Origin of the sequence: Photorhabdus akhurstii, assembly GCF_018448925.1 — a bacterium.
Taxonomy (GTDB): Bacteria; Pseudomonadota; Gammaproteobacteria; order Enterobacterales; family Enterobacteriaceae; genus Photorhabdus; species Photorhabdus akhurstii.
In genome coordinates this window covers 346,028-366,167 of the sequence record NZ_RCWE01000004.1, presented here as the reverse complement: position 1 = coordinate 366,167, position 20,140 = coordinate 346,028, and the positions used below count along the sequence as shown (strand labels likewise).

Here is a 20,140-nt window from a genome sequence, read left to right as displayed (position 1 = left end):
ATTACGGAGAACAACGTTCATCGCTTAACGTTGTTTTCACCTGCGAGAGTTATCATGCCTCAATGACGTTTGGTGAATATTGATATATCTCAAATTAAGAACCGATTTTTGTAACACTTTCTCGCAGCCGTGTTTCATCTCCCTAAATAACTATTTAATTTTCATAGCCATTTACTTCTTTTTAACCACCAGGCAACAAATATAATCAATCCCAATAACAGCAAACAAAAAATACTAAAACCCAGATGGTTTTCATTACCAGGAATACCGCCAAGGTTGACACCAAATAATCCAGTCAGGAATGTTGTCGGTAAAAAAATCATGGCAAATAATGACATAGTATAAGTACGACGGTTCATCGCATCCGCCATCATGGATGTAATTTCATCTGAAATAATCGCTGTGCGAGCAATACAACCATCCAAATCATCCAATTCCCTTCCCAAGCGGTCAGATATTTCCTGCATTCGATGACGATCTTCATCACTCATCCAGAGTAATCTTTCATTGGCGAGACGAGCAAATACATCTCTTTGAGGCGCCATATAACGGCGCAGAATAATCAATTGTTTGCGCAGTAAAGCTAATCCACCCCGCCCCGGTATCCGTTGCTCAAGAATCATATTCTCAAGCTCAATAAGGTTGTCATGCAGATCTTCAATAAAATTACCCACTTCATCGGTTATTGCATCAGCCATTTCAACCAACCAGTGCCCGGTCGTTTTCGCGCCTATTCCATTCTGTAAATCACTCAGTACCTGTTCAAGTGAATGAACTTTACGATGGCGACTGGAAACGATAATTTCAGAATTAATATAAATACGGAACGTGACCAGTTGATCGGGACGTTCGCTTTTATTGCTATTAATTGTTCGCAGCGTAATCATCGTACCATCTCCGGTACGAACTATTTTCGGCCTAAAACTCTCTCCGGCCAGCCCCTTTTTGACTGTTTCCGGCAACAAATCAGTGTCCATTATCCAGCGATAACTCTTAGGATTGTGGTAATCCAGATGTTGCCAGAAAGGTTGAGCTGGTGTGGCTAATCCATTCATATCAATCGGCGTCATACCGCCTTGACCATCAAACTGACAAGCATAGACTGCATCAGCCTCTTGCAATGATGAACCATAAATGGTTTCCACATCCAGCTCCTTACCCTTAGTGCTTAATTATGTACATAGTGTGACTATATGCCACGTCTTCTGGATTGGTGATCGGGTATCCTTTTAACCAAGGTTTTATCAATCTACCGTTAGTGTATTGATAAATCGGCGCGATAGGCGCCTGTTCAGCAATCATTTGCTCCGCTTTGTTATAGTCATCGTTTCTTAAGCCGTCATCTGTTCGCAAGCTAGCAGATTGTAGCAGTTTGTCATAATTTGCCTGATGGAATTTAGCAATATTGCCACTATGCGTTGACGTTAACAGGCTTAGAAATGTAGAGGGTTCGTTATAATCACCCACCCAAGATGCACGAATAACATCAAAATTACCCGTATTACGGCTATCAATATAAGTTTTCCATTCCTGATTCATCAAACTCACTTGCACCCCCAGTTTTTTCTTCCACATAGAGGCAATAGCAATCGCAATTTTCTGGTGGTTTTCGGAATTATTATAGAGCAGAGAAAGTTTCAATGGATTGTTCGGCCCGTAACCAGCCGCTTGTAATAAAACCTTAGCCTGTTGGTCCAGTTCTGCCTGTGTATGTTGTTCCATGTCACTGAGCGCAGGATGAAAACCCGCCGTCACATCCGGCGTAAAATGCCAGGCTGGTTTCTCTCCTGTCCCCAAAACTTTTTCCGCAATGACTTTACGGTCAATTGCCATAGAAAGCGCTTTACGCACTCTGACATCATTAGTGGGCGCGCGTTGGGTGTTAAAAGCGTAATAATAGGTTCCTAACTGATCCGGCGTATAGACTTGCCCGGGTAATTCATGCTGCAATTTTTTATACATATTTTTTGGGAAGGATTCGGTGATATCCAAATCATCCGCCAGATAGCGTTTAGTCGCGTGTGATTCCTGATTAATGGGTACAAATGTGACTTTGGTTAGGACGGTTTTTTTATGATCCCAATAATAAGGGTTTGGTGTCAGAACGATTTTCTCATTAACAATTCGATCATGTAATTTGAAAGCGCCATTTCCCACCAAATGACCAACCTTTATCCACTCTTTCCCATATTTCTCTACTATTTTCTTATTTACCGGATAGAGACTGAAATTCGCCGTCAGGTTGGGAAAATAAGGCACTGGCCGGTTTAACGTCACTTTTAATGTGTACTTATCAATAGCCTCAACACCCAGTTTTGTCGGCGGCAGTTTGCCGTCAATAATTTCCTGGGCATTTTCAATACCCGCGAGCGAGGCAAACCAAGCAAAAGAAGAGGTATTAGCCGGAGTGACCAACCGCTGCCAACTATACACAAAATCTGTCGCAGTAACCGATTCGCCATTTGACCAACGGGCATCAGAACGCAATGTAAAAAACCAAGTTTTGTTGTCCACGGTTTTCCACGCTGTTGCGACGCCGGGAATGGCTTTGCCATACGCATCCTGATTCACCAACCCTTCAAACAGATCACGCTGAACTTGCGCTTCTGTCAGACCCACCGCATTAATCGGATCTAAGGACGCCGGTTCGTCTTTTAGGTGACGCACCAGTTCCTGTCTGTCGTTAAGCTGAGTGCCAGGAGGAATTTCCGCAGCAAAAGCAGAAACAGTGATAAGAGAACTACTGATGATAAAAGAACTCTTGATAAGTAGTGCACAAGAAATCAGATTGAAATAACGCATAAGGTAATAATCTGCCCTGTTATAAAATAAATATCCCGTTGTTAAATTATAAGCCATTGTCGAAATGACACAATCAGACAATTTTACTCTCACAAGTACTATTTTTGATGGGCAAGAGCCGAATATTCTTCTACACTGGGCAATCGTGGTTCATTTATCAGAGGAAGAAAACGATGACACAAACAGTAAAATTTCAAGGCAATGATATCTCCGTAAGCGGCCAGTTCCCAAAATCAGGGGAGAAAGCGCAAGATTTTACTCTGACAGCCAAAGATCTCTCCGATGTCTCTCTTAGCCACTATGCCGGAAAGCGTAAGGTGCTGAATATTTTCCCAAGTATCGATACCGGTGTTTGCGCGGCATCAGTACGTAAATTCAATCAGGCAGCGAATGATTTAGAAAATACTGTCGTTCTATGCATTTCCGCCGATCTGCCTTTTGCTCAGTCCCGTTTCTGTGGCGCGGAAGGGTTATCAAATGTCGTCACGCTCTCTACCCTGCGTGGCGGTACTTTCAGTGAAGATTATGGCGTTGCCATCAGCAACAGCCCTCTGAGTGGTCTCACAGCCCGTGCTGTCATTGTGCTTGATGAAAACGATAACGTGATTTATAGCCAACTGGTGGATGAAATCACTAATGAGCCAGATTACGATAGCGCACTGGCCGTACTGAAATAGATCCCGTGATTTATACCCTATGGATTTCAAGATGCATCGCGACGGCAAGGGAGTGAATCCCCGAGAGCATAGGTAACTATGTGACCGGGGTGAGCGAGCGCAGCCAACAAAGAGGCAACTTGAAAGACGACGGATATATATAATGCCCACTTCCGGTGGGCATTAATTTACTCGTCATCATCCGGTTCATATTCAGTAGCATGTTTCCTGCTACTCAGGCCATATTCTCTCAGTTTATTGGCAATCGCAGTATGCGATACCCCAAGACGTTTAGCCAGTTTACGCGTGCTTGGGTAGTGCCGATAAAGACGCGTCAATACTGAACGTTCAAAACGTTTACTGATTTCATCCAGAGAACCGTTGAACACATCTTCACTAAAAGACACCTCTGTTTCAAACTCCGGTAGTTGTATATCCCGCGGCGTCAGCTCCATATTTTCGAGCTGAGTCAATGCCCGATAGATGGAATTTTGTAACTGCCTTACGTTACCGGGCCAACTGTAACTGGTCAGGAAATGGGGAAGTTCCGGGGACAGTTTAGGCTTCAATACCCCCTGTTCTTCAGCAAAACGCTCAATAAAATACTCCACCAGCGGCATAATATCCGCTTTACGATCACGCAACGGCGGAAGTGTAATCGCCAACACATTAAGGCGATAATAGAGATCTTCGCGAAATTCCCCCCGTTGGACTAATTCAACCAGATTTTTTTGCGTAGCACAGATAACCCTGACATTCACTTTGACTTCGTTTTCTTCCCCTACTCGGCGAAAAGTCCCATCATTCAGAAAACGCAGGAGCTTAATTTGCATCTGTGGTGACATTTCACCAATTTCATCCAGTAAAACAGTGCCGCCATTAGCCTGTTCGAAGAAACCTTTCTTTCCTTCAATCGCATTAGGATAAGCGCCGGCAGCATAGCCAAACAGTTCACTTTCTACTACATCATCCGGCATCGATGCGCAATTCAACCCCAAGAAGGGCTGTTTTCCGCGTAAGCTGTGCAAATGACAAGCTTTTGCCAGAATATCTTTGCCCGTTCCTGTCTCGCCAATCAGCAGCAGCGGCGCATCCAGCATCGCCATTTTACGAGCCTGTTCAATGACTTGAGTCATTTTTGGGCTAACAGAGATAATTTTCTTAAACTCACTCCCGTCATTGACAGCCAGTTTTTTCAATTGATTCCCTATTCGAGCAGCAGATTTGAGCATAATCACCGTGCCAACACACTGCATTTTCTGCTTTTCATCCATCAGTTGGATGGGCGTAATATCCATCAGGTAGTCCAGACCTTTGAGAGTTATCCTTTCCACTCGTTGTTGGACATTTTTATTTTCAAACCAGCGTGAAAAGTTATAACCGCTGATAAACTGCCCTATAGGCTTTTGATAAGTTTGTTCCTCGCTCACACCAAACAACTTAAACACCGCAGAGTTAGCAAGCTCAATATTTCCTTTCAGATCAACTGAAAAAACAGGCTCAGGCAAGGACTCCAACAGTGCGCACATCGCTTTGTGTTCTCTTTCCGAAGGCATAAAAGAGACGGTACGAACATCAATAACACCGTTAATACGGCGAATTTCCGCCATCAATTTACGAAATACATTGAAATCAACAGGTGAAAAATTAAGGTAAATCCGGCCGATTTGGGATATTTCTATCCCTTTTAAATCAATATTCTCTAATACCAGTAGATCGAGTAATTCACGGGTAAGCCCAATTCGATCATGGCAAATAACTTCTAAGCGCATCTGTTTTGACCTTATTTACACTAATACATATAATTTTTTAAAATACTACTCTCTACGATTATTCATATGAAGCATTCTGTCAGTAAAAATTGACCAGACTCCGGTTTTTTCAATGTCGTAAATAACATAGCATTTGAAACTTTCACTAAAATAAACAAATTCTACAATTGATTATAAGACAGATTAATAAAATAACGTAAAACGTTTTTGTTATCTGGATATTTTGTGCCTTCATATAGAATTAAAGTATATATCATTTAATCAACTATATTCTTAGATTTATTTGGCAGGATATTCTTAAGTTGAGTGATTAGCTGACGACGGAAATCTCCTAATTTAGGTTTATCACCTTCTATCCAAGGTAATGGTCTGCATAATTCCATCGCTTTAATACCCAACCGGGCGGTCAGTAAACCTACACCGATCCCTTGGGCGGCTCTGGCAGAAAGACGCGCGGTGATATCCTGCGATAACCAATCCATACCCACTTCCCGCACCATTTCTGAGACACCAGAAAAAATAATATTCAGCAGAACAAGGCGGAAAAGCCGAATACGACTGAAATATCCCAGTTCAATACCATATAAAGCTGCAATTCGATTAATTAGCCGGATATTACGCCAGGCAATAAATGCCATATCGACAACCGCCAACGGGCTAACAGCTATCATTAATGCCGATTCCGCAGCATAGCGGCTGATTTCCGTTCTGGCTTGAGCATCCAAAACAGGTTGAACCCATTTACTGTACAACAACACCACTTCACGATCGTTGTGTGTATCATGTAAAGCGGCCCGCCAGCGCTGTAACGCAGGGTTATGCTGTTCGATACCCGCTTGACTTGCCAATCTCTCACAAAATTCTCGACCTTTACCCACACCATGATGCTGTAATAACGCCTTAGCCGTATCGCGTTCTTCAGACCGCATTCTTAACCGATAAAGACGACGCCACTCACTGGCAAGAGAACCTATGCCGGCAAAGACAATCATGCCTCCTGCCGCCGCGACACCTAATGCGCTCCAGTCCTGTTGCTGCCATGATTGATAAATCCACTGCACAAACTGAGCAACAACACTCACGCCCAGTAAAGTCAGAGCGCCATATACCATTTTACGCCAGCAACTACGCTTAGGTTTCAGCGCTGCATTAACTATCCCTTCTACCTGACCTTCACGCTCTTCCGTCTCAAGCTCTGGCGATACAGAATAGAAATTGACCATATCTTTTTCATCGAAAATCTGAGCGGGTTTTAAAACCGGCTCTTGTGGCCCTGATAAGGGTTCTTCAAAGTCAATTCTTGGCTTCAAGGGTTCCGTCATTTCACTTTATCTCCCACTAAAAACTCCAGCACGGTATCTAACCGAATATGAGGCAATGGTCTATCAGTATCTACCGGACAAGGGCCAAACTCCTCGAAAGAGAAACCCTGTTTTTGCCAGAAATTATCGTCAGGTAAACGCCGCGGCACTTCACCGGGAAAAAATGTCAGTGATTTACCATCTGTAAGTCGATATCCTTTCAACGCCGGAATCTTTTCACCATGATGTTCAATCATGCCGCTTTCTGTCGCCCGTACCGATGCCAGGCCGACACAATCCATGCTGATACCTTCAAAAGCCGCATTTTGTCTGGCTTCCTGAACCAATTGTTGCAGTAAAGATACCAAATTAGCATGTTGATCTGCGGTAACATGATCCGCCTTACTGGCAGCAAACATTAATTTATCTATACAAGGGGAAAACAGGCGGCGGAAGAGAGTGCGTTTACCATAATGAAAACTCTGCATTAATTGTGTCAGCGCCAAACGCATATCATTAAATGCTTGTGGTCCACTGTTCAATGGCTGTAAACAATCTATCAACACAATCTGCCGATCAAAACGTAGAAAATGTGCTTTATAAAACCCTTTCACAACCGACTGGCAGTAATATTCAAAGCGCTGACGCAACATACCGATATTGGTGTGTTGATCTGCCTGAGCAAATTGTGACTCAGTGATAGAGTTGATATCCGGCCACGGGAAAAATTGTAAAGCTGGAGCGCCCATCATATCACCGGGCAGAACGAATCTCCCCGGCTGAATAAAATGCAACCCTTGCTCTTTGCATTTAATCAAATATTCCGTATAGGTCTGAGCAATAGCAGCCAATAGATTCTCATCTGCTGGCGCCAGTGGATCGCACTGTTTGCAAAGCTCCAGCCAAGGCTTTGCCCATTCAGCTCTTTGTCCCTGCAATAAGCTATTCATCTGGTGGGACCATGTTAAATAACTTTGTGCCAACATCGGTAGATCTAACAGCCATTCACCGGGATAATCCACAATTTCCAGATATAACGTGGCTGTTTCTTTAAAATGACGCAGCAGAGAATCCTCAGAACGGTAACGAAGCGCCAGACGGATTTCACTGACACCCCTTGTCGGGGTCGGCCATGAAGGTGGTGTGCTGTAAAGCGCGGTCAATCCTTCATCATAAGTAAAACGAGGAACGCCTAAATCGCGTTGAGGAACCCGTTTTACACCCAACAAGCGACCATCACGTACAGCAGAAAATAGCGGCAACCGGGCGCCGCTATGGAGGTTAAGTAGCTGATTAACCAGAGATGTGATAAATGCTGTTTTCCCACTACGACTTAATCCTGTCACCGCTAACCGTAAATGGCGATCCATCCCACGATTAACCAACGCAGTTAATTCATTTTGCAGCCGTTTCATATCTCTCCTGTGTAAGATCTATCACTTCAAACCTTAGGCCACTGCTGTGCCCCATGCAGAAAATGGATAACTTCAATACGCTTTAAACGTGGTTTAACTCGATACACAACAATAAAAGGAGTTCCGTTGATAACTAATTCGCGAGTCCCTTTGACGCGCCCCGGTCGGCCCATTTCAGGCTGGTAGGGCAGCAAGTCAGTCTGATATTCGATTTCGTCTAGCTGGCCTAATGCTGCAATAGGATCATCTTGTGCAATAAAATCGATTGCAGCTTCTCGGACACGGTTAGCACGAGGTGTCCATACCAACTCCATCATTTAACTTTTCCTGCAATTCGTGCTTGCAGGACTTCTCGTTGACGCTGCATCTCTTGTTTGGCCGATTCATGAGAAACCCAAACAGTGTTAGGATCATCTGCTTCATTGAGACCCTGTTTCACTTGTTCCCGGAACCATTTATCGTGTTCTACCGCTTCGTGAGCTCGCTTCAACGCCTCGGCGCGGTCAGGTCGGGTTCTGTGGGTAACCTTCTGATCCGGCTCCCATTGCTCAACATTAAATGCCCCCACAACTAGCCCAAGACCTTTCAGTAGTGTGAAAGCTTGCACAGGGTTGCCAAAACGGCGCGGTTCCTTGCTACGCGCTTTAGTAAGCACCGCCTCCCCCCCTTTTAGGGTGTCTATTTGAACAATGAAAGAGCCGCCTTCTGCCTTGAGAGTAACACTGGCGACACCGCCAGAATTTGTAGTAGCTCGTAACTGCTCCAAGGTAAGCGTGTACATGGTTATCTCCATATGCATGGTTAATTATTATCAATGTACATAAATAATAATTAACATGCAAAGATACTCCATTGCCTTTTCCTCTCAAGAGATTCCACTCATCAAACCGAGAACAAAAAACCAAACGGCAGCAACGATGAATAGATGAAAAAGCGCACTCTTCACTTTTTGTGGACGAAGGTCAATATCAAAGCTGCCTGAAACGACTGCGAACACTGAACGTTTCTGAGGTAACATAACGTTCCATTTGGCGCAGACGAATCTCTCCCGATTTCAATTGATAATCGATTTCATTCAGCAAGTTTTGCGCTGAAAAATGAGCTTCTTGGGTATAACCCGGCGGTGCCGGGTCAAGGACGAAAACCAGTACAATATAAGCGACAACCACAAAACCAAACAGACCAAAAAAGAGTGACAATACCGCGATGACACGAATCAAGCGCACTGGTACATCAAAATAATCGGCCAGCCCGGCACAAACACCTTTAATTTTGCCCTTTTCGGGCATTCGATACAGTTTCCTACGGTTACTATTCGACATTATGATTGCCTCCAATCAGGATGTTCTGCATCCAGAATATCTTCCAATGTTTTGATTCGTGTCTGCATATGTTGTACACGCTCTGCCAGACGCTGAATTTCATTCTGATCCAACTGGCTGTGATTGGAATTCCGGCTGTTATAATGCAACCACAACCAGATGGGTAATACAAAAAGTACAAAGATAGTCAGTGGAATGCCGAGAAATATCGAGCCCATCACTTTTCCTTAAACGGTTAGTTGAGTGCGCCAACACTTAATGTTGTTCTTTATTAGCATTTATTTTAGCCTTCATTGCCGCTAACTGCGCACTGATTTCATCGTCTGCTTTTAATTCAGCAAACTGTTGATCCAGAGATTTCTGTTTTCCCATGCCCACGGCTTCTGTTTCCGCTTCCATATGATCGATACGCCGCTCAAATTGCTCGAAGCGAGCCATTGCCTGATCAATTTTACCGCTGTCTAAATGATGACGAACTTGTCGGGAAGAGGCCGCCGCCTGATGACGCAAAGCCAACGCTTGCTGTCTTGCTCGGGTTTCACTCAGTTTATTTTCAAGCTCCACAACCTCCCCTTTCATCCGCTCAAGCGTCTCTTCCAGTATGGTGAGTTCATGCTTCAATGTATCCACTAAAGCAGCCGCTTTCTGTTTTTCGATCAGCGCTGCTCGCGCCAAATCTTCTCTCTCTTTATTCAACGCCAGTTCCGCTTTTTCCTGCCAATCGTGCATTTGCTGTTCACCTGCGGCAATACGGCGAGACAACTGCTTTTTCTCTGCCAGAGCGCGGGCGGAAGTTGAGCGAATTTCAACTAAAGTGTCTTCCATTTCTTGAATCATCAGACGAATCATTTTCTGCGGATCTTCCGCTTTATCCAATAATGAAGAGATATTGGCATTCACGATATCGGCAAAACGAGAGAAAATACCCATAATAAATTATCCTCTTTGGTTAAGGTTAGTTAATACTATTCATGTCACTCCTATAATTTATTATCAAGAATCGTGCCAACTTTTTATTTGTTCTATTCTCATGAAATACAAAGAGAATTTTTTATTTGACTTTTTATCACAACAAAATAAAGTGGTCTAAATAACCAATTATTGGTGAAAATAACCATGAATGACGCCACAGAAAATCTATTAGGTGAAGCAAACAGCTTTGTCGAAATCTTGGAACAAGTATCCACACTCGCAAAATTAAGCAAACCCGTTATTGTTATTGGGGAACGCGGAACCGGCAAGGAGCTGATTGCCCGCCGTTTGCATTATTTATCCCCCCGCTGGCAAGGGCCATTTATCTCCCTAAACTGCGCGGCGTTGAATGAAAATCTATTGGATTCAGAGTTATTTGGTCATGAGGCTGGCGCATTTACCGGCGCACAAAAAAAGCACCAAGGCAGATTTGAACGTGCCGATGGGGGAACGCTATTTCTTGATGAGTTGGCAACCGCGCCAATGCAAGTTCAGGAAAAGCTGTTGCGCGTCATTGAATATGGGCATCTTGAACGCGTTGGCGGCAGACAACCATTGCAGGTCGATGTTCGATTAATATGCGCAACCAATGATGATCTGCCCGCAATGGCCGCTAAGGGGCAATTCCGCGCTGATTTGCTCGATAGACTGGCTTTCGATGTGGTCAAAATTCCTCCATTGCGCCAGCGACAACAGGATATCATGTTGCTAGCGCAACACTTTGCTATTCAGATGTGCCGGGAACTTGATTTGCCGCTATTTCCCGGTTTCACTGACCAAGCAAAACAACAGTTACAGAATTACACTTGGCCCGGTAATATCCGTGAACTGAAAAATGTTGTGGAACGATCCGTTTATCGTCACGGCGAGAATGCTGATCAACTTGATAATATTATTATTAACCCATTCGCCTCCACACCGCATTTTATAGCCAATGTTGATGATAGTAATATTGATGACAGTAATGATTTATCTTCGCAACCTCTGCCGTCACTGCCTGTTGATTTGAAACAGTGGCAACATGACAGCGAACGACAATTAATAGAGTTATCACTAAAAGAGAGCAAGTTTAGCCAAAGAAAAGCGGCAGAGAAACTACGGCTGACCTATTATCAATTACGAGGCTTAATGAAGAAACATGATATCAACGTCGGCGATAAGTGATCCGAATGACAGATAAAAAAAAGCCAGCACCCGAGCTGGCTAAAAAAACACTGGAAGCAATGTGAGCAATGTCGTGCCTTTCCTGGGACATAGAAACTGTAACTGTTCCCCGGAAGTGCGGTATAGATGATAATGGTTCTCAATACGATTTGTAAAGCACTTTATTGAGAATTTTTCTCATTATCATCACCACCGCGTTTTTTTGGGCTCAAGCGCTACTTGAGATACAATGTGTCAATTCTAATTAATAACAGATGCCTTATATGCGCAGTTTGATTTATTGGATCATATTATCCCTTTCAGCCCCAGCTATTGCAGAAACAATGGCTGTGCCTGAAAAACAGCCCCACGTTCCGGCTGACATTCAGCAACACGGGTTTATTTATTGCGTTAATGGCAATCTAAATACCTTTAATCCCCAACTGGCTAGTAGTGGCTTAACTGTCGATACACTGGCCGCCCAACTTTACGAACGTCTATTAGATGTTGATCCCTATACTTACCGTTTGCTCCCTGAATTAGCTTCCCATTGGGAGATACTGGATAACGGCGCTACTTACCGTTTTTATTTGCGCCGTAATGTCTCATTTCAATCAACAGACTGGTTTACTCCGACCCGGACAATGAATGCTGATGATGTCATCTTTAGCTTTAAGCGTCTGTTTGATAAGCAGCACTATTATCATAACGTCAACGGCGGGCATTACCCCTATTTTGACAGTCTCCAACTGGCCGACTCTATTCAAAGTATCCGTAAGATTAATGAATATACGGTGGAATTTCGCTTGAACGAACCAGACGCCTCTTTTCTTTGGCATTTGGCAACCCACTATGCCCCGATACTTTCACAAGAATATGGGCGACAATTGCATCAAATGAACCGCCATGAACAAATTGATTGGAAACCTGTCGGCACCGGCCCGTTTATGTTGAAAGATCATCGGACCAGACAATTTATCCGTCTGGTTCGCCATGATAAATACCGGAAAGGCAAACCACAAATGCGGCAAATAGTTATTGATGTCGGCGCTGGCGGCACCGGCAGAATGTCTAAGCTTTTAACCGGTGAATGTGATGTATTAGCGTATCCCGCTGCCAGCCAACTGACAGTTTTACGAGATGATCCCCGCTTGCGTCTGACTTTACGCCCAGGAATGAATATCGCTTATCTGGCTTTCAATACCAGCAAGCCGCCACTTGATAAACTACAGGTTCGCCAAGCCATTGCCTACGCTATTAATAACCAACGGCTGATGCAATCCATCTATTATGGTACGGCGGAAACAGCCTCATCAATTTTACCTCGAGCGTCATGGGCTTATGATAATCAAACTGAAATTACGGAATACAACCCAGAAAAATCCCGCAAAATACTTAATGGTCTTGGATTAAACGGTTTGCAATTGAGCTTATGGGTACCTTCCGCCTCTCAATCATATAATCCAAGTCCACTCAAAATGGCAGAGCTGATTCAGGCCGATTTAGCACAAGTTGGCATTACCATGAGTATTAAACCTGTTGAGGGCCGCTTTCAGGAAACCAAGCTGATGGATAAATCTCACGATATGACCCTATCAGGCTGGTCGACTGATAGTAATGACCCAGACAGTTTTTTCCGGCCACTGTTAAGTTGTGCCGCTATTGCTTCACAGACCAATTTCAGCCATTGGTGTGATCCAGAATTTGATAAAACTTTGCGGGAGGCTTTGATTAACCAGCAATTATTATCCCGAATTAAGTATTACCATGCGGCTCAACAAATCCTTGAACAGCAATTGCCTGTATTACCATTAGCCTATTCTCTGCATTTACAGGCTTACCGTTACGATATTAAAGGGCTAGTACTCAGTCCATTTGGTAATACCTCTTTCGCCGGTGTTTATCGGGAAAAAGAGACTGATCAAATGACTCAGAAGGATGGCAAATGATTATTTATACTCTCCGTCGTCTGCTTTTGCTGATTATCACCCTGTTTTTCCTGTCGCTGATAAGCTTTAGCCTCAGCTACTTCACCCCTAATGCCCCTCTCAGCGGAGCATCCCTGTTTGATGCTTATATATTCTTTTTCCACAGCTTATTACTATGGGATTTTGGCGTATCCAGCGTCAACGGTGAACTTATCAGCGAACAACTATGGGAAGTGTTCCCCGCCACAATGGAACTCTGTATTCTGGCTTTCTCTGCCGCCTTGCTAGTCGGCATCCCACTCGGGATTATTGCGGGGGTATGGCGTAACAAACCAGCGGATACGGTTATCACTTCCATTGCTCTAGTCGGATTTTCCATCCCGATTTTTTGGCTAGCATTACTGCTCACCCTATTTTTTTCTCTTTATCTCGGCTGGCTACCGGTCTCAGGGCGCTTTAATCTGCTATATCAGATTGAACCGGTGACAGGTTTCTCATTAATTGATGCCTGGTTATCAAAATCACCCCATCGTAATGAGATGATCATTAGCGCCGTGCAACACTTGCTGCTACCCGTGATTACCCTCGCAGTTGCACCGACCACCGAAGTTATTCGGTTGATGAGAAACAGTACAGAAGAGGTTTTTGGTGAAAACTATATCAAAGCCGCCGCAACCCGCGGTTTATCAAGGCTGACAATTATCCGTCGTCATGTGTTACACAATGCGTTGCCCCCTATCATTCCGAAACTAGGATTACAATTTTCCACCATGCTGACACTGGCAATGATGACAGAACTCGTATTTAACTGGCCGGGACTTGGCCACTGGTTAGTCAGCGCCATTCGTCAGCAAGATTATTCCGCCATTTCTGCCGGTGTTATGGTGATTGGCACACTGGTGATTTCTGTCAATGTTCTATCTGATATTATTGGCGCAATAACTAACCCTCTGAAGCATAAGGAATGGTATGCCCTTAGATAATTTTTATCGTGAAAAGAAAATGCCGTCACCGATAAAGGTCATCTGGCGCTTTTTCTATTCCGACATGTTGGCAATGATGGGGTTTTATGGGGTGCTTATTCTGATTGCCCTCAGTCTGTTTGGTGGCTATCTGGCCCCTTATCAGCTCGATCAACAATTTCTTGGTCACCAACTACTGCCGCCTTCATGGTCATATCACGGTAATATCGCATTTTTTCTAGGTACCGACGATCTTGGGCGCGATATTCTTAGCCGATTACTAATAGGTACCGCATCCACCTTCGGTTCAGCGCTGTTAGTCACTTTAGCCGCCGCTTTGTGTGGTCTGATCATCGGCTGTCTGGCAGGTATGACACGAGGACTGAAATCCGCGATACTCAATCATATTCTCGATACATTACTCTCTATCCCATCTCTATTGCTGGCAATTATTGTCGTCGCCTTTGTGGGGGCCAGTTTGCAACATGCAATAATCGCTATTTGGTTGGCGCTATTACCACGTATCGTTCGCACGGTTTACAGCGCCGTTCACGATGAGCTAGATAAAGAATATGTTATTGCCGCTCGTCTGGATGGCGCCTCTAATTACCATATTCTATGGTATGCCGTATTACCAAACATTACCGCCGCCTTGGTCAACGAGTTAACACGCGCCATTTCTATCGCCATACTTGATATCGCTTCACTTGGTTTTCTTGATCTTGGCGCCCAACTTCCCTCACCCGAATGGGGAGCCATGTTGGGCGATTCACTGGAACTAATCTATGTTGCGCCCTGGACTGTTATGTTGCCCGGCGCGGCAATCATGTTCAGTGTCTTGTTAGTCAATTTATTAGGTGATGGATTACACCGTGCAATTAATTCCGGGGTGGAATAATGCCATTACTCGACATTCGCAATCTCACTATTGAATTTATGACTGCCAAAGGGCCAGTTAAAGCGGTTGATCGCGTCAGTATTTCACTGGTAGAAGGCGAAATACGCGGTCTGGTTGGTGAATCCGGCTCCGGTAAAAGTCTGATTGCCAAAGCAATAAGTGGAGTCACTAAAGATAATCTTAAAGTGACGGCTGACCGTTTTCGCTTCGATGATATTGACCTGCTCCGTCTGACTCCACGGCAGCGCCGAAAAGTGATCGGCCACAATATCTCAATGATTTTTCAGGAACCACAATCCTGTCTTGATCCTTCTGAAAATATTGGTCGGCAACTCATTCAAGCCATCCCCGGCTGGACTTACAAAGGCCGTTGGTGGCAACGTTTCAAATGGCGAAAACGCCGGGCTATTGAATTACTCCACCGTGTGGGAATTAAAGATCATAAAGACATCATGAATAGCTTCCCTTGCGAATTAACGGAAGGAGAATGTCAGAAGGTCATGATCGCTATCGCATTGGCTAACCAGCCACGTCTGCTGATTGCAGATGAACCAACCAATGCGATGGAACCGACCACCCAAGCTCAGATTTTCCGTCTGTTAGCACGATTGAATCAGAACAATAACACCACCATTTTACTGATAAGTCATGACTTGCAAGTCATGAGCAAACTGGTGGATCGCATTAATGTTCTGTATTGTGGTCAAACGGTCGAAAGCGCCGTTCCCGATGAATTACTGATAACGCCACATCACCCCTACACACAAGCGTTAAGCCGCGCTATTCCTGATTTTGGCAGCTCTTTGCCTCATAAAAGTAGGTTAAACACCTTACCCGGCGCTATTCCATCCCTTGAGCACCTACCCATCGGCTGCCGTTTAGGTCCGCGTTGCCCTTATGCGCAAAAAACGTGTATTGAAACACCACGGTTGCGGGTGATTAAAAACCATGCTTTTGCCTGCCACTTTCCATTGAATCTGGAGGAACAGTAATTGGTTAATACTCTGCTAGAAGTCAAGAACTTGGCTAAAACTTTTCGTTATCGAACGGGGTTTTTTCACCGTCAACATCTTGATGCGGTAAAACCCGTTAGTTTTACTTTAAAAGCTAAACAGACACTGGCGATTATTGGTGAAAACGGTTCCGGGAAATCAACACTGGCAAAAATGCTTTCAGGTGTTATTGAACCCACTTCCGGCGAAATCATGATCGAAGGCCATAAACTCACTTACGGTGATTACAGTTATCGCAGCCAACGCATTCGCATGATATTTCAAGACCCAAGTACATCGCTAAATCCTCGTCAGCGTATTGGGCAAATTCTTGATATTCCCCTTCTACTTAATACAGCCCTCAATACAATGGAGCGGGAAAAACGGATCAACCAGACATTGCGACAAGTTGGCCTGTTACCGGACCATGCCAATTATTATCCGCATATGTTAGCCTCAGGCCAAAAACAACGGGTAGCACTGGCGCGCGCATTAATATTACAACCGCAGATTATTATTGCTGATGAGGCATTAGCATCACTCGATATGTCTATGCGATCTCAAATCATTAATCTGATGTTGGAATTACAGGAAAAACAGGGTATTTCTTACCTCTATGTCACCCAGCATCTTGGCATGATGAAACATATCAGCGATCAGGTGCTGGTCATGCATCAGGGGGAAGTTGTCGAACGGGGAAATACCGCAGAAGTGTTGGCTTCTCCTCTGCATGATATGACCCGCCGTCTGATCGCCAGCCATTTTGGTGAGCCACTCACCGCTGATGCCTGGCGGCAGGATATTCCTTGACATATAGAAAACGATAATCACTGCTCGGAGCAGAACGCAAAATACAGCATATTTCTCTCTAGCGTGATAGAATTACTGGGTTTATTAACAATAAAACGTCATATTGATATTGTCTCTATGAGCAATTTTAATCCATTAATATCATTACCGGCGTTATCACACAAGGATACTGTTATGGGTTTTATGACCGGCAAGCGCATTCTGATCACTGGCGTCGCCAGTAAACTCTCCATCGCTTATGGTGTTGCAAAAGCAATGCATGACCAGGGAGCTGAGCTGGCTTTCACTTATCAAAATGACAAGTTGAAACCTCGTGTTGAAGAATTTGCAGCTTCCCTGAACTCTACTATCGTTCTGCCATGCGATGTAGCTGAAGATGAAAGCATCGAAGCCCTATTCACCGAATTGGGTAAGGTCTGGCCAAAATTCGATGGTTTTGTTCACTCCATTGGCTTTGCACCGGCTGATCAACTGGATGGTAACTATGTAAATTCCGTTACCCGTGAAGGTTTCAGAATCGCACACGACATCAGCTCTTACAGCTTTGTCGCTATGGCAAAAACTTGCCGTGAAATGCTGAACCCAAATTCTGCTTTACTGACTCTCACCTACCTGGGAGCAGAGCGCTCAATCCCTAACTACAACGTAATGGGTCTGGCAAAGGCATCTCTGGAAGCTAACGTTCGTTATATGGCTAACGCTATGGGTGCCGAAGGTATTCGTGTTAACGGTATCTCTGCTGGCCCTATCCGCACTTTGGCTGCGTCTGGCATCAAAGATTTCCGTAAAATGTTGGCTCACTGTGAAACCGTTAACCCAATTCGCCGCACTGTAACAACTGAAGATGTTGGTAACGCTGCGGCATTCTTGTGTTCGGATCTGTCCGGTGGTATTACCGGTGAAATTCTGCATGTTGATGGTGGTTTCAGCATTGTCGCAATGAATGAACTGGAATTGAAATAATCTGATTAATAATCAGTAAATTTCAACTCACAAAACAAGGCCCGAAGAGCTAGTTTTTCGGGCCTTTTATTATCAATAAAATAACAAATTAATTACTTCATTAAATCATCACTAATAGGTAAAAATTAATTCTAAGTCAAAATATAAAAAACCTATTGGAACGAATTATTAAACCCTTTGTAATTAAAGAGTTAAACGACATTACTTTATAATTATTTTACTGAAATAAAAAATATCATCTTGTTTCCTTGCGCTAATCAGTAATATGTCCTTTAATATAATCAATAACTTAATTTCATTAAATCGATTATCAGTACAATATTTTCAGTTAAATATTTTTAATGCAATATTTTATTATTTTACCCTTTTAGTTTAAATATTATATTTCACGCTTTTATACAATTTAATGATATTTATTATTTTAGCAAGGTGCATAAAATGAAAAATGATTTTTTAATTATATCTAATATGTTTAAATCAATCACCAATATAAAATTTCCAGAATGTCTGAAAAATCATGATCCATCCCAAGGAATTGCAGTTTCTTGGAATGAGTTTAAGGAATCATTATATCACTGGCCATCAGCATTGGAAGATTATGAATATGCATATAATTCCGATGAACAAGATATTGATAGAATTATTAAAAATATACACAAAGCAACAACTTATTTAGGTTCACTTAGCAGTGGATATTTAGGTCATGGTTATATTGCCAGAGTCGATCATGCATTGAAAGAAATTGAATCAGATTTTAGTAAGCTAAACGATTTCATCTCAAAACTACCACAACTATTTGAAATATCTCAAATTGATTTTGAACACAAGAAAAACTTCGCAGAAAAAACACACATAAAAATACAACAATTATTAAAGAATATTCCCGATGGAGAAGATAAAAAACAAATATACAAAGTCTCTTTATTGATGGAAGAAATCACATTAAATATATCAGACGTTTCATTTAGTCTTAGAAATATAAATAATTCCGTCAATAGACTTAACGGACAAATAGAAACAATTAATAATATTTATAAGAAGTTAGTCGAAAACTTTAATCAAGAGAATAAAAAAGATATTTTTACAAGAAACTATAGACAATGCATGATTTATTTTAGTGACTTTACAAATAAATTCAATTTATTTTCCTATGATTACAAATCATTTAACAAGAATAATATATTAATTATCTTATAACCAATATAAAATGAATTCTTGTAACTATCAATAATCGCCATTATTTATTCCATATAATATAACCAATTGCAAAATATACTATATGACACAAAATACGGGGAAGTTTTGGATAAGTCACTTCATCCAAAATCTTTCCCTAAACTTCTAAATTAACGTAACCAATCTATTTGAAAATAATGATAAAAAAATAAATAATCGCCTCTATACCAGAATATAGAAAAGGATTATTCACGATACAATCACACCACCTTATATCTATTTAATCATTCATTTATTTCCATCTGTCGTGGTAGTATATATCAAGGCTATAGCAATGCCTTACTGAGTTCCTTTGTCCTATTATATCTATTACCGGAAACTTTTAAGGAGCGGCACATGAAACTTTATTACCAACCTGGAGCTTGTTCTCTCTCACCTCACATCATACTTCGTGAAGCAGGACTTGATTTCAGCATGATTAAAGTTGATCTGAAAACTAAAAAAATGGAGAACGGCGACGATTTTTTCGCAATTAATCCAAAAGGCCAGATACCAACTCTTCTGTTAGATAACAATGAGATCCTCACCGAAGGAGCTGTTATTGTCCAATATATTGCCGACCAGAAACCGGACAAAAAATTAATCGCACCAACCGGAACGATGGAACGATATCATCAACTTGAATGGATTAGCCATCTTTCCAGTGAAATCCATAAAGGATTTTCTCCCCTATTTTTCCCGGGAACACCAGAAAATTATCGTCCTGTTGCTATTAATAATCTACTCAGGAGATTCAAGTATATAGACAAAGTATTAGCAGAACAGCCATACATTGCCGGGGAGCACTTTACTGTTGCTGACGCTTACTTATTCACCCTCAGTAACTGGGCGCCTTTAGTGCAATTGGATCTATCTGATCTGGTTCATCTTAAAGCTTATCAAAAGAAGATTGCAGAACGTCCAAGTGTTCATGATGCCCTGAAAGCAGAAGGGTTAATTTAAGAGTAAAAAACCGTTCCACACAATGT

20 protein-coding genes are annotated in these 20,140 nt (G+C 42.7%); 10 read left to right on the top strand and 10 right to left on the bottom strand.

The window, feature by feature from the left end; genetic code table 11:
• Positions 1-161: 161 nt before the first annotated feature.
• Complete coding sequence (zntB, locus tag EAE93_RS08120) at positions 162-1,145, bottom strand: zinc transporter ZntB (protein WP_036805490.1); 984 nt, start codon at positions 1,143-1,145, stop codon at positions 162-164.
• Positions 1,146-1,161: 16 nt separating this feature from the next.
• A complete protein-coding gene (locus EAE93_RS08115; protein WP_214039464.1) occupies positions 1,162-2,802 on the bottom strand; it encodes a peptide ABC transporter substrate-binding protein in 1,641 nt (546 codons plus the stop codon).
• 173 nt (positions 2,803-2,975) lie between these two features.
• On the opposite strand from EAE93_RS08115, the gene tpx reads away from it, so the two are divergent.
• Complete coding sequence (gene tpx, locus EAE93_RS08110) at positions 2,976-3,479, top strand: thiol peroxidase (RefSeq protein ID WP_036805487.1); 504 nt, start codon at positions 2,976-2,978, stop codon at positions 3,477-3,479.
• Positions 3,480-3,646: 167 nt separating this feature from the next.
• Here the strand turns inward: tpx and tyrR are convergent, their stop codons facing one another.
• The 8 genes from tyrR to pspA form a co-directional block, all read right to left on the bottom strand.
• Entirely contained in the window at positions 3,647-5,230 is a 1,584-nt protein-coding gene (gene tyrR, locus EAE93_RS08105) for a transcriptional regulator TyrR (RefSeq protein ID WP_036805486.1), read from the bottom strand.
• 257 nt (positions 5,231-5,487) lie between these two features.
• Positions 5,488-6,552, bottom strand: a complete 1,065-nt coding sequence (locus EAE93_RS08100) for a YcjF family protein (RefSeq protein WP_110091272.1) — start codon at positions 6,550-6,552, stop codon at positions 5,488-5,490.
• Positions 6,549-7,946: a YcjX family GTP-binding protein gene (locus tag EAE93_RS08095; protein WP_036805481.1), complete on the bottom strand. Its 1,398-nt coding sequence runs from the start codon at positions 7,944-7,946 to the stop codon at positions 6,549-6,551. Before EAE93_RS08095 ends, EAE93_RS08100 begins: the two co-directional genes overlap by 4 nt.
• Positions 7,947-7,972: 26 nt before the next feature.
• On the bottom strand, positions 7,973-8,263 hold the full coding sequence (locus EAE93_RS08090) for a type II toxin-antitoxin system RelE/ParE family toxin (protein ID WP_229000786.1): 291 nt from the start codon (positions 8,261-8,263) through the stop codon (positions 7,973-7,975).
• Positions 8,260-8,727, bottom strand: a complete 468-nt coding sequence (locus EAE93_RS08085) for a hypothetical protein (RefSeq protein WP_040149902.1) — start codon at positions 8,725-8,727, stop codon at positions 8,260-8,262. Before EAE93_RS08085 ends, EAE93_RS08090 begins: the two co-directional genes overlap by 4 nt.
• A gap of 187 nt (positions 8,728-8,914) precedes the next feature.
• Entirely contained in the window at positions 8,915-9,268 is a 354-nt protein-coding gene (gene pspC / locus EAE93_RS08080) for an envelope stress response membrane protein PspC (RefSeq protein WP_110087406.1), read from the bottom strand.
• Positions 9,268-9,486 carry an envelope stress response membrane protein PspB gene (gene pspB, locus EAE93_RS08075; protein WP_036805474.1) on the bottom strand — a complete coding sequence of 73 codons (219 nt, stop codon included), beginning with the start codon at positions 9,484-9,486 and terminating at the stop codon, positions 9,268-9,270. The genes pspC and pspB overlap by 1 nt, the downstream gene beginning before the upstream one ends.
• A 37-nt stretch (positions 9,487-9,523) precedes the next feature.
• The gene (gene pspA, locus EAE93_RS08070; protein ID WP_036805472.1) at positions 9,524-10,198 is read right to left on the bottom strand and encodes a phage shock protein PspA; all 675 of its coding nucleotides are present in this window, start codon (positions 10,196-10,198) and stop codon (positions 9,524-9,526) included.
• 186 nt (positions 10,199-10,384) lie between these two features.
• On the opposite strand from pspA, the gene pspF reads away from it, so the two are divergent.
• From pspF to gstA, 9 genes are all read left to right on the top strand, one after another.
• The gene (gene pspF / locus EAE93_RS08065; RefSeq protein ID WP_214039463.1) at positions 10,385-11,404 is read left to right on the top strand and encodes a phage shock protein operon transcriptional activator; all 1,020 of its coding nucleotides are present in this window, start codon (positions 10,385-10,387) and stop codon (positions 11,402-11,404) included.
• 263 nt (positions 11,405-11,667) lie between these two features.
• Positions 11,668-13,332, top strand: a complete 1,665-nt coding sequence (sapA, locus tag EAE93_RS08060) for an ABC transporter substrate-binding protein SapA (RefSeq protein WP_214039462.1) — start codon at positions 11,668-11,670, stop codon at positions 13,330-13,332.
• Positions 13,329-14,294, top strand: coding sequence for a putrescine export ABC transporter permease SapB (gene sapB / locus EAE93_RS08055; RefSeq protein WP_105398747.1), 966 nt, complete (start codon positions 13,329-13,331; stop codon positions 14,292-14,294). The genes sapA and sapB overlap by 4 nt, the downstream gene beginning before the upstream one ends.
• Positions 14,281-15,171: a putrescine export ABC transporter permease SapC gene (gene sapC, locus EAE93_RS08050; RefSeq protein WP_105395167.1), complete on the top strand. Its 891-nt coding sequence runs from the start codon at positions 14,281-14,283 to the stop codon at positions 15,169-15,171. The genes sapB and sapC overlap by 14 nt, the downstream gene beginning before the upstream one ends.
• Positions 15,171-16,163 (top strand): putrescine export ABC transporter ATP-binding protein SapD, encoded by a 993-nt coding sequence (gene sapD / locus EAE93_RS08045; protein WP_036805456.1) that lies wholly within the window; start codon positions 15,171-15,173, stop codon positions 16,161-16,163. Before sapC ends, sapD begins: the two co-directional genes overlap by 1 nt.
• The gene (sapF, locus tag EAE93_RS08040) at positions 16,164-16,973 is read left to right on the top strand and encodes a putrescine export ABC transporter ATP-binding protein SapF (protein ID WP_036805454.1); all 810 of its coding nucleotides are present in this window, start codon (positions 16,164-16,166) and stop codon (positions 16,971-16,973) included.
• 174 nt (positions 16,974-17,147) lie between these two features.
• Positions 17,148-17,936 (top strand): enoyl-ACP reductase FabI, encoded by a 789-nt coding sequence (gene fabI, locus EAE93_RS08035; protein ID WP_036805451.1) that lies wholly within the window; start codon positions 17,148-17,150, stop codon positions 17,934-17,936.
• A gap of 438 nt (positions 17,937-18,374) precedes the next feature.
• Positions 18,375-19,133, top strand: coding sequence for a hypothetical protein (locus tag EAE93_RS08030; RefSeq protein WP_105395166.1), 759 nt, complete (start codon positions 18,375-18,377; stop codon positions 19,131-19,133).
• Positions 19,134-19,508: 375 nt separating this feature from the next.
• A complete protein-coding gene (gene gstA / locus EAE93_RS08025; RefSeq protein WP_110086983.1) occupies positions 19,509-20,114 on the top strand; it encodes a glutathione transferase GstA in 606 nt (201 codons plus the stop codon).
• Positions 20,115-20,140 lie beyond the last annotated feature (26 nt).

Coding starts and splice junctions, on each gene's coding strand:
- EAE93_RS08095 (WP_036805481.1), bottom strand. CDS start 7,946: ATGAAACGGCTGCAAAATGAATTAACTGCGTTGGTTAATCGTGGGATG.
- gstA (WP_110086983.1), top strand. CDS start 19,509: ATGAAACTTTATTACCAACCTGGAGCTTGTTCTCTCTCACCTCACATC.
- tyrR (WP_036805486.1), bottom strand. CDS start 5,230: ATGCGCTTAGAAGTTATTTGCCATGATCGAATTGGGCTTACCCGTGAA.
- tpx (WP_036805487.1), top strand. CDS start 2,976: ATGACACAAACAGTAAAATTTCAAGGCAATGATATCTCCGTAAGCGGC.
- EAE93_RS08090 (WP_229000786.1), bottom strand. CDS start 8,263: ATGATGGAGTTGGTATGGACACCTCGTGCTAACCGTGTCCGAGAAGCT.
- pspF (WP_214039463.1), top strand. CDS start 10,385: ATGAATGACGCCACAGAAAATCTATTAGGTGAAGCAAACAGCTTTGTC.
- fabI (WP_036805451.1), top strand. CDS start 17,148: ATGGGTTTTATGACCGGCAAGCGCATTCTGATCACTGGCGTCGCCAGT.
- EAE93_RS08030 (WP_105395166.1), top strand. CDS start 18,375: ATGAAAAATGATTTTTTAATTATATCTAATATGTTTAAATCAATCACC.
- pspA (WP_036805472.1), bottom strand. CDS start 10,198: ATGGGTATTTTCTCTCGTTTTGCCGATATCGTGAATGCCAATATCTCT.
- EAE93_RS08100 (WP_110091272.1), bottom strand. CDS start 6,552: ATGACGGAACCCTTGAAGCCAAGAATTGACTTTGAAGAACCCTTATCA.
- sapC (WP_105395167.1), top strand. CDS start 14,281: ATGCCCTTAGATAATTTTTATCGTGAAAAGAAAATGCCGTCACCGATA.
- sapB (WP_105398747.1), top strand. CDS start 13,329: ATGATTATTTATACTCTCCGTCGTCTGCTTTTGCTGATTATCACCCTG.
- pspC (WP_110087406.1), bottom strand. CDS start 9,268: ATGTCGAATAGTAACCGTAGGAAACTGTATCGAATGCCCGAAAAGGGC.
- pspB (WP_036805474.1), bottom strand. CDS start 9,486: ATGGGCTCGATATTTCTCGGCATTCCACTGACTATCTTTGTACTTTTT.
- sapD (WP_036805456.1), top strand. CDS start 15,171: ATGCCATTACTCGACATTCGCAATCTCACTATTGAATTTATGACTGCC.
- sapA (WP_214039462.1), top strand. CDS start 11,668: ATGCGCAGTTTGATTTATTGGATCATATTATCCCTTTCAGCCCCAGCT.
- EAE93_RS08115 (WP_214039464.1), bottom strand. CDS start 2,802: ATGCGTTATTTCAATCTGATTTCTTGTGCACTACTTATCAAGAGTTCT.
- EAE93_RS08085 (WP_040149902.1), bottom strand. CDS start 8,727: ATGTACACGCTTACCTTGGAGCAGTTACGAGCTACTACAAATTCTGGC.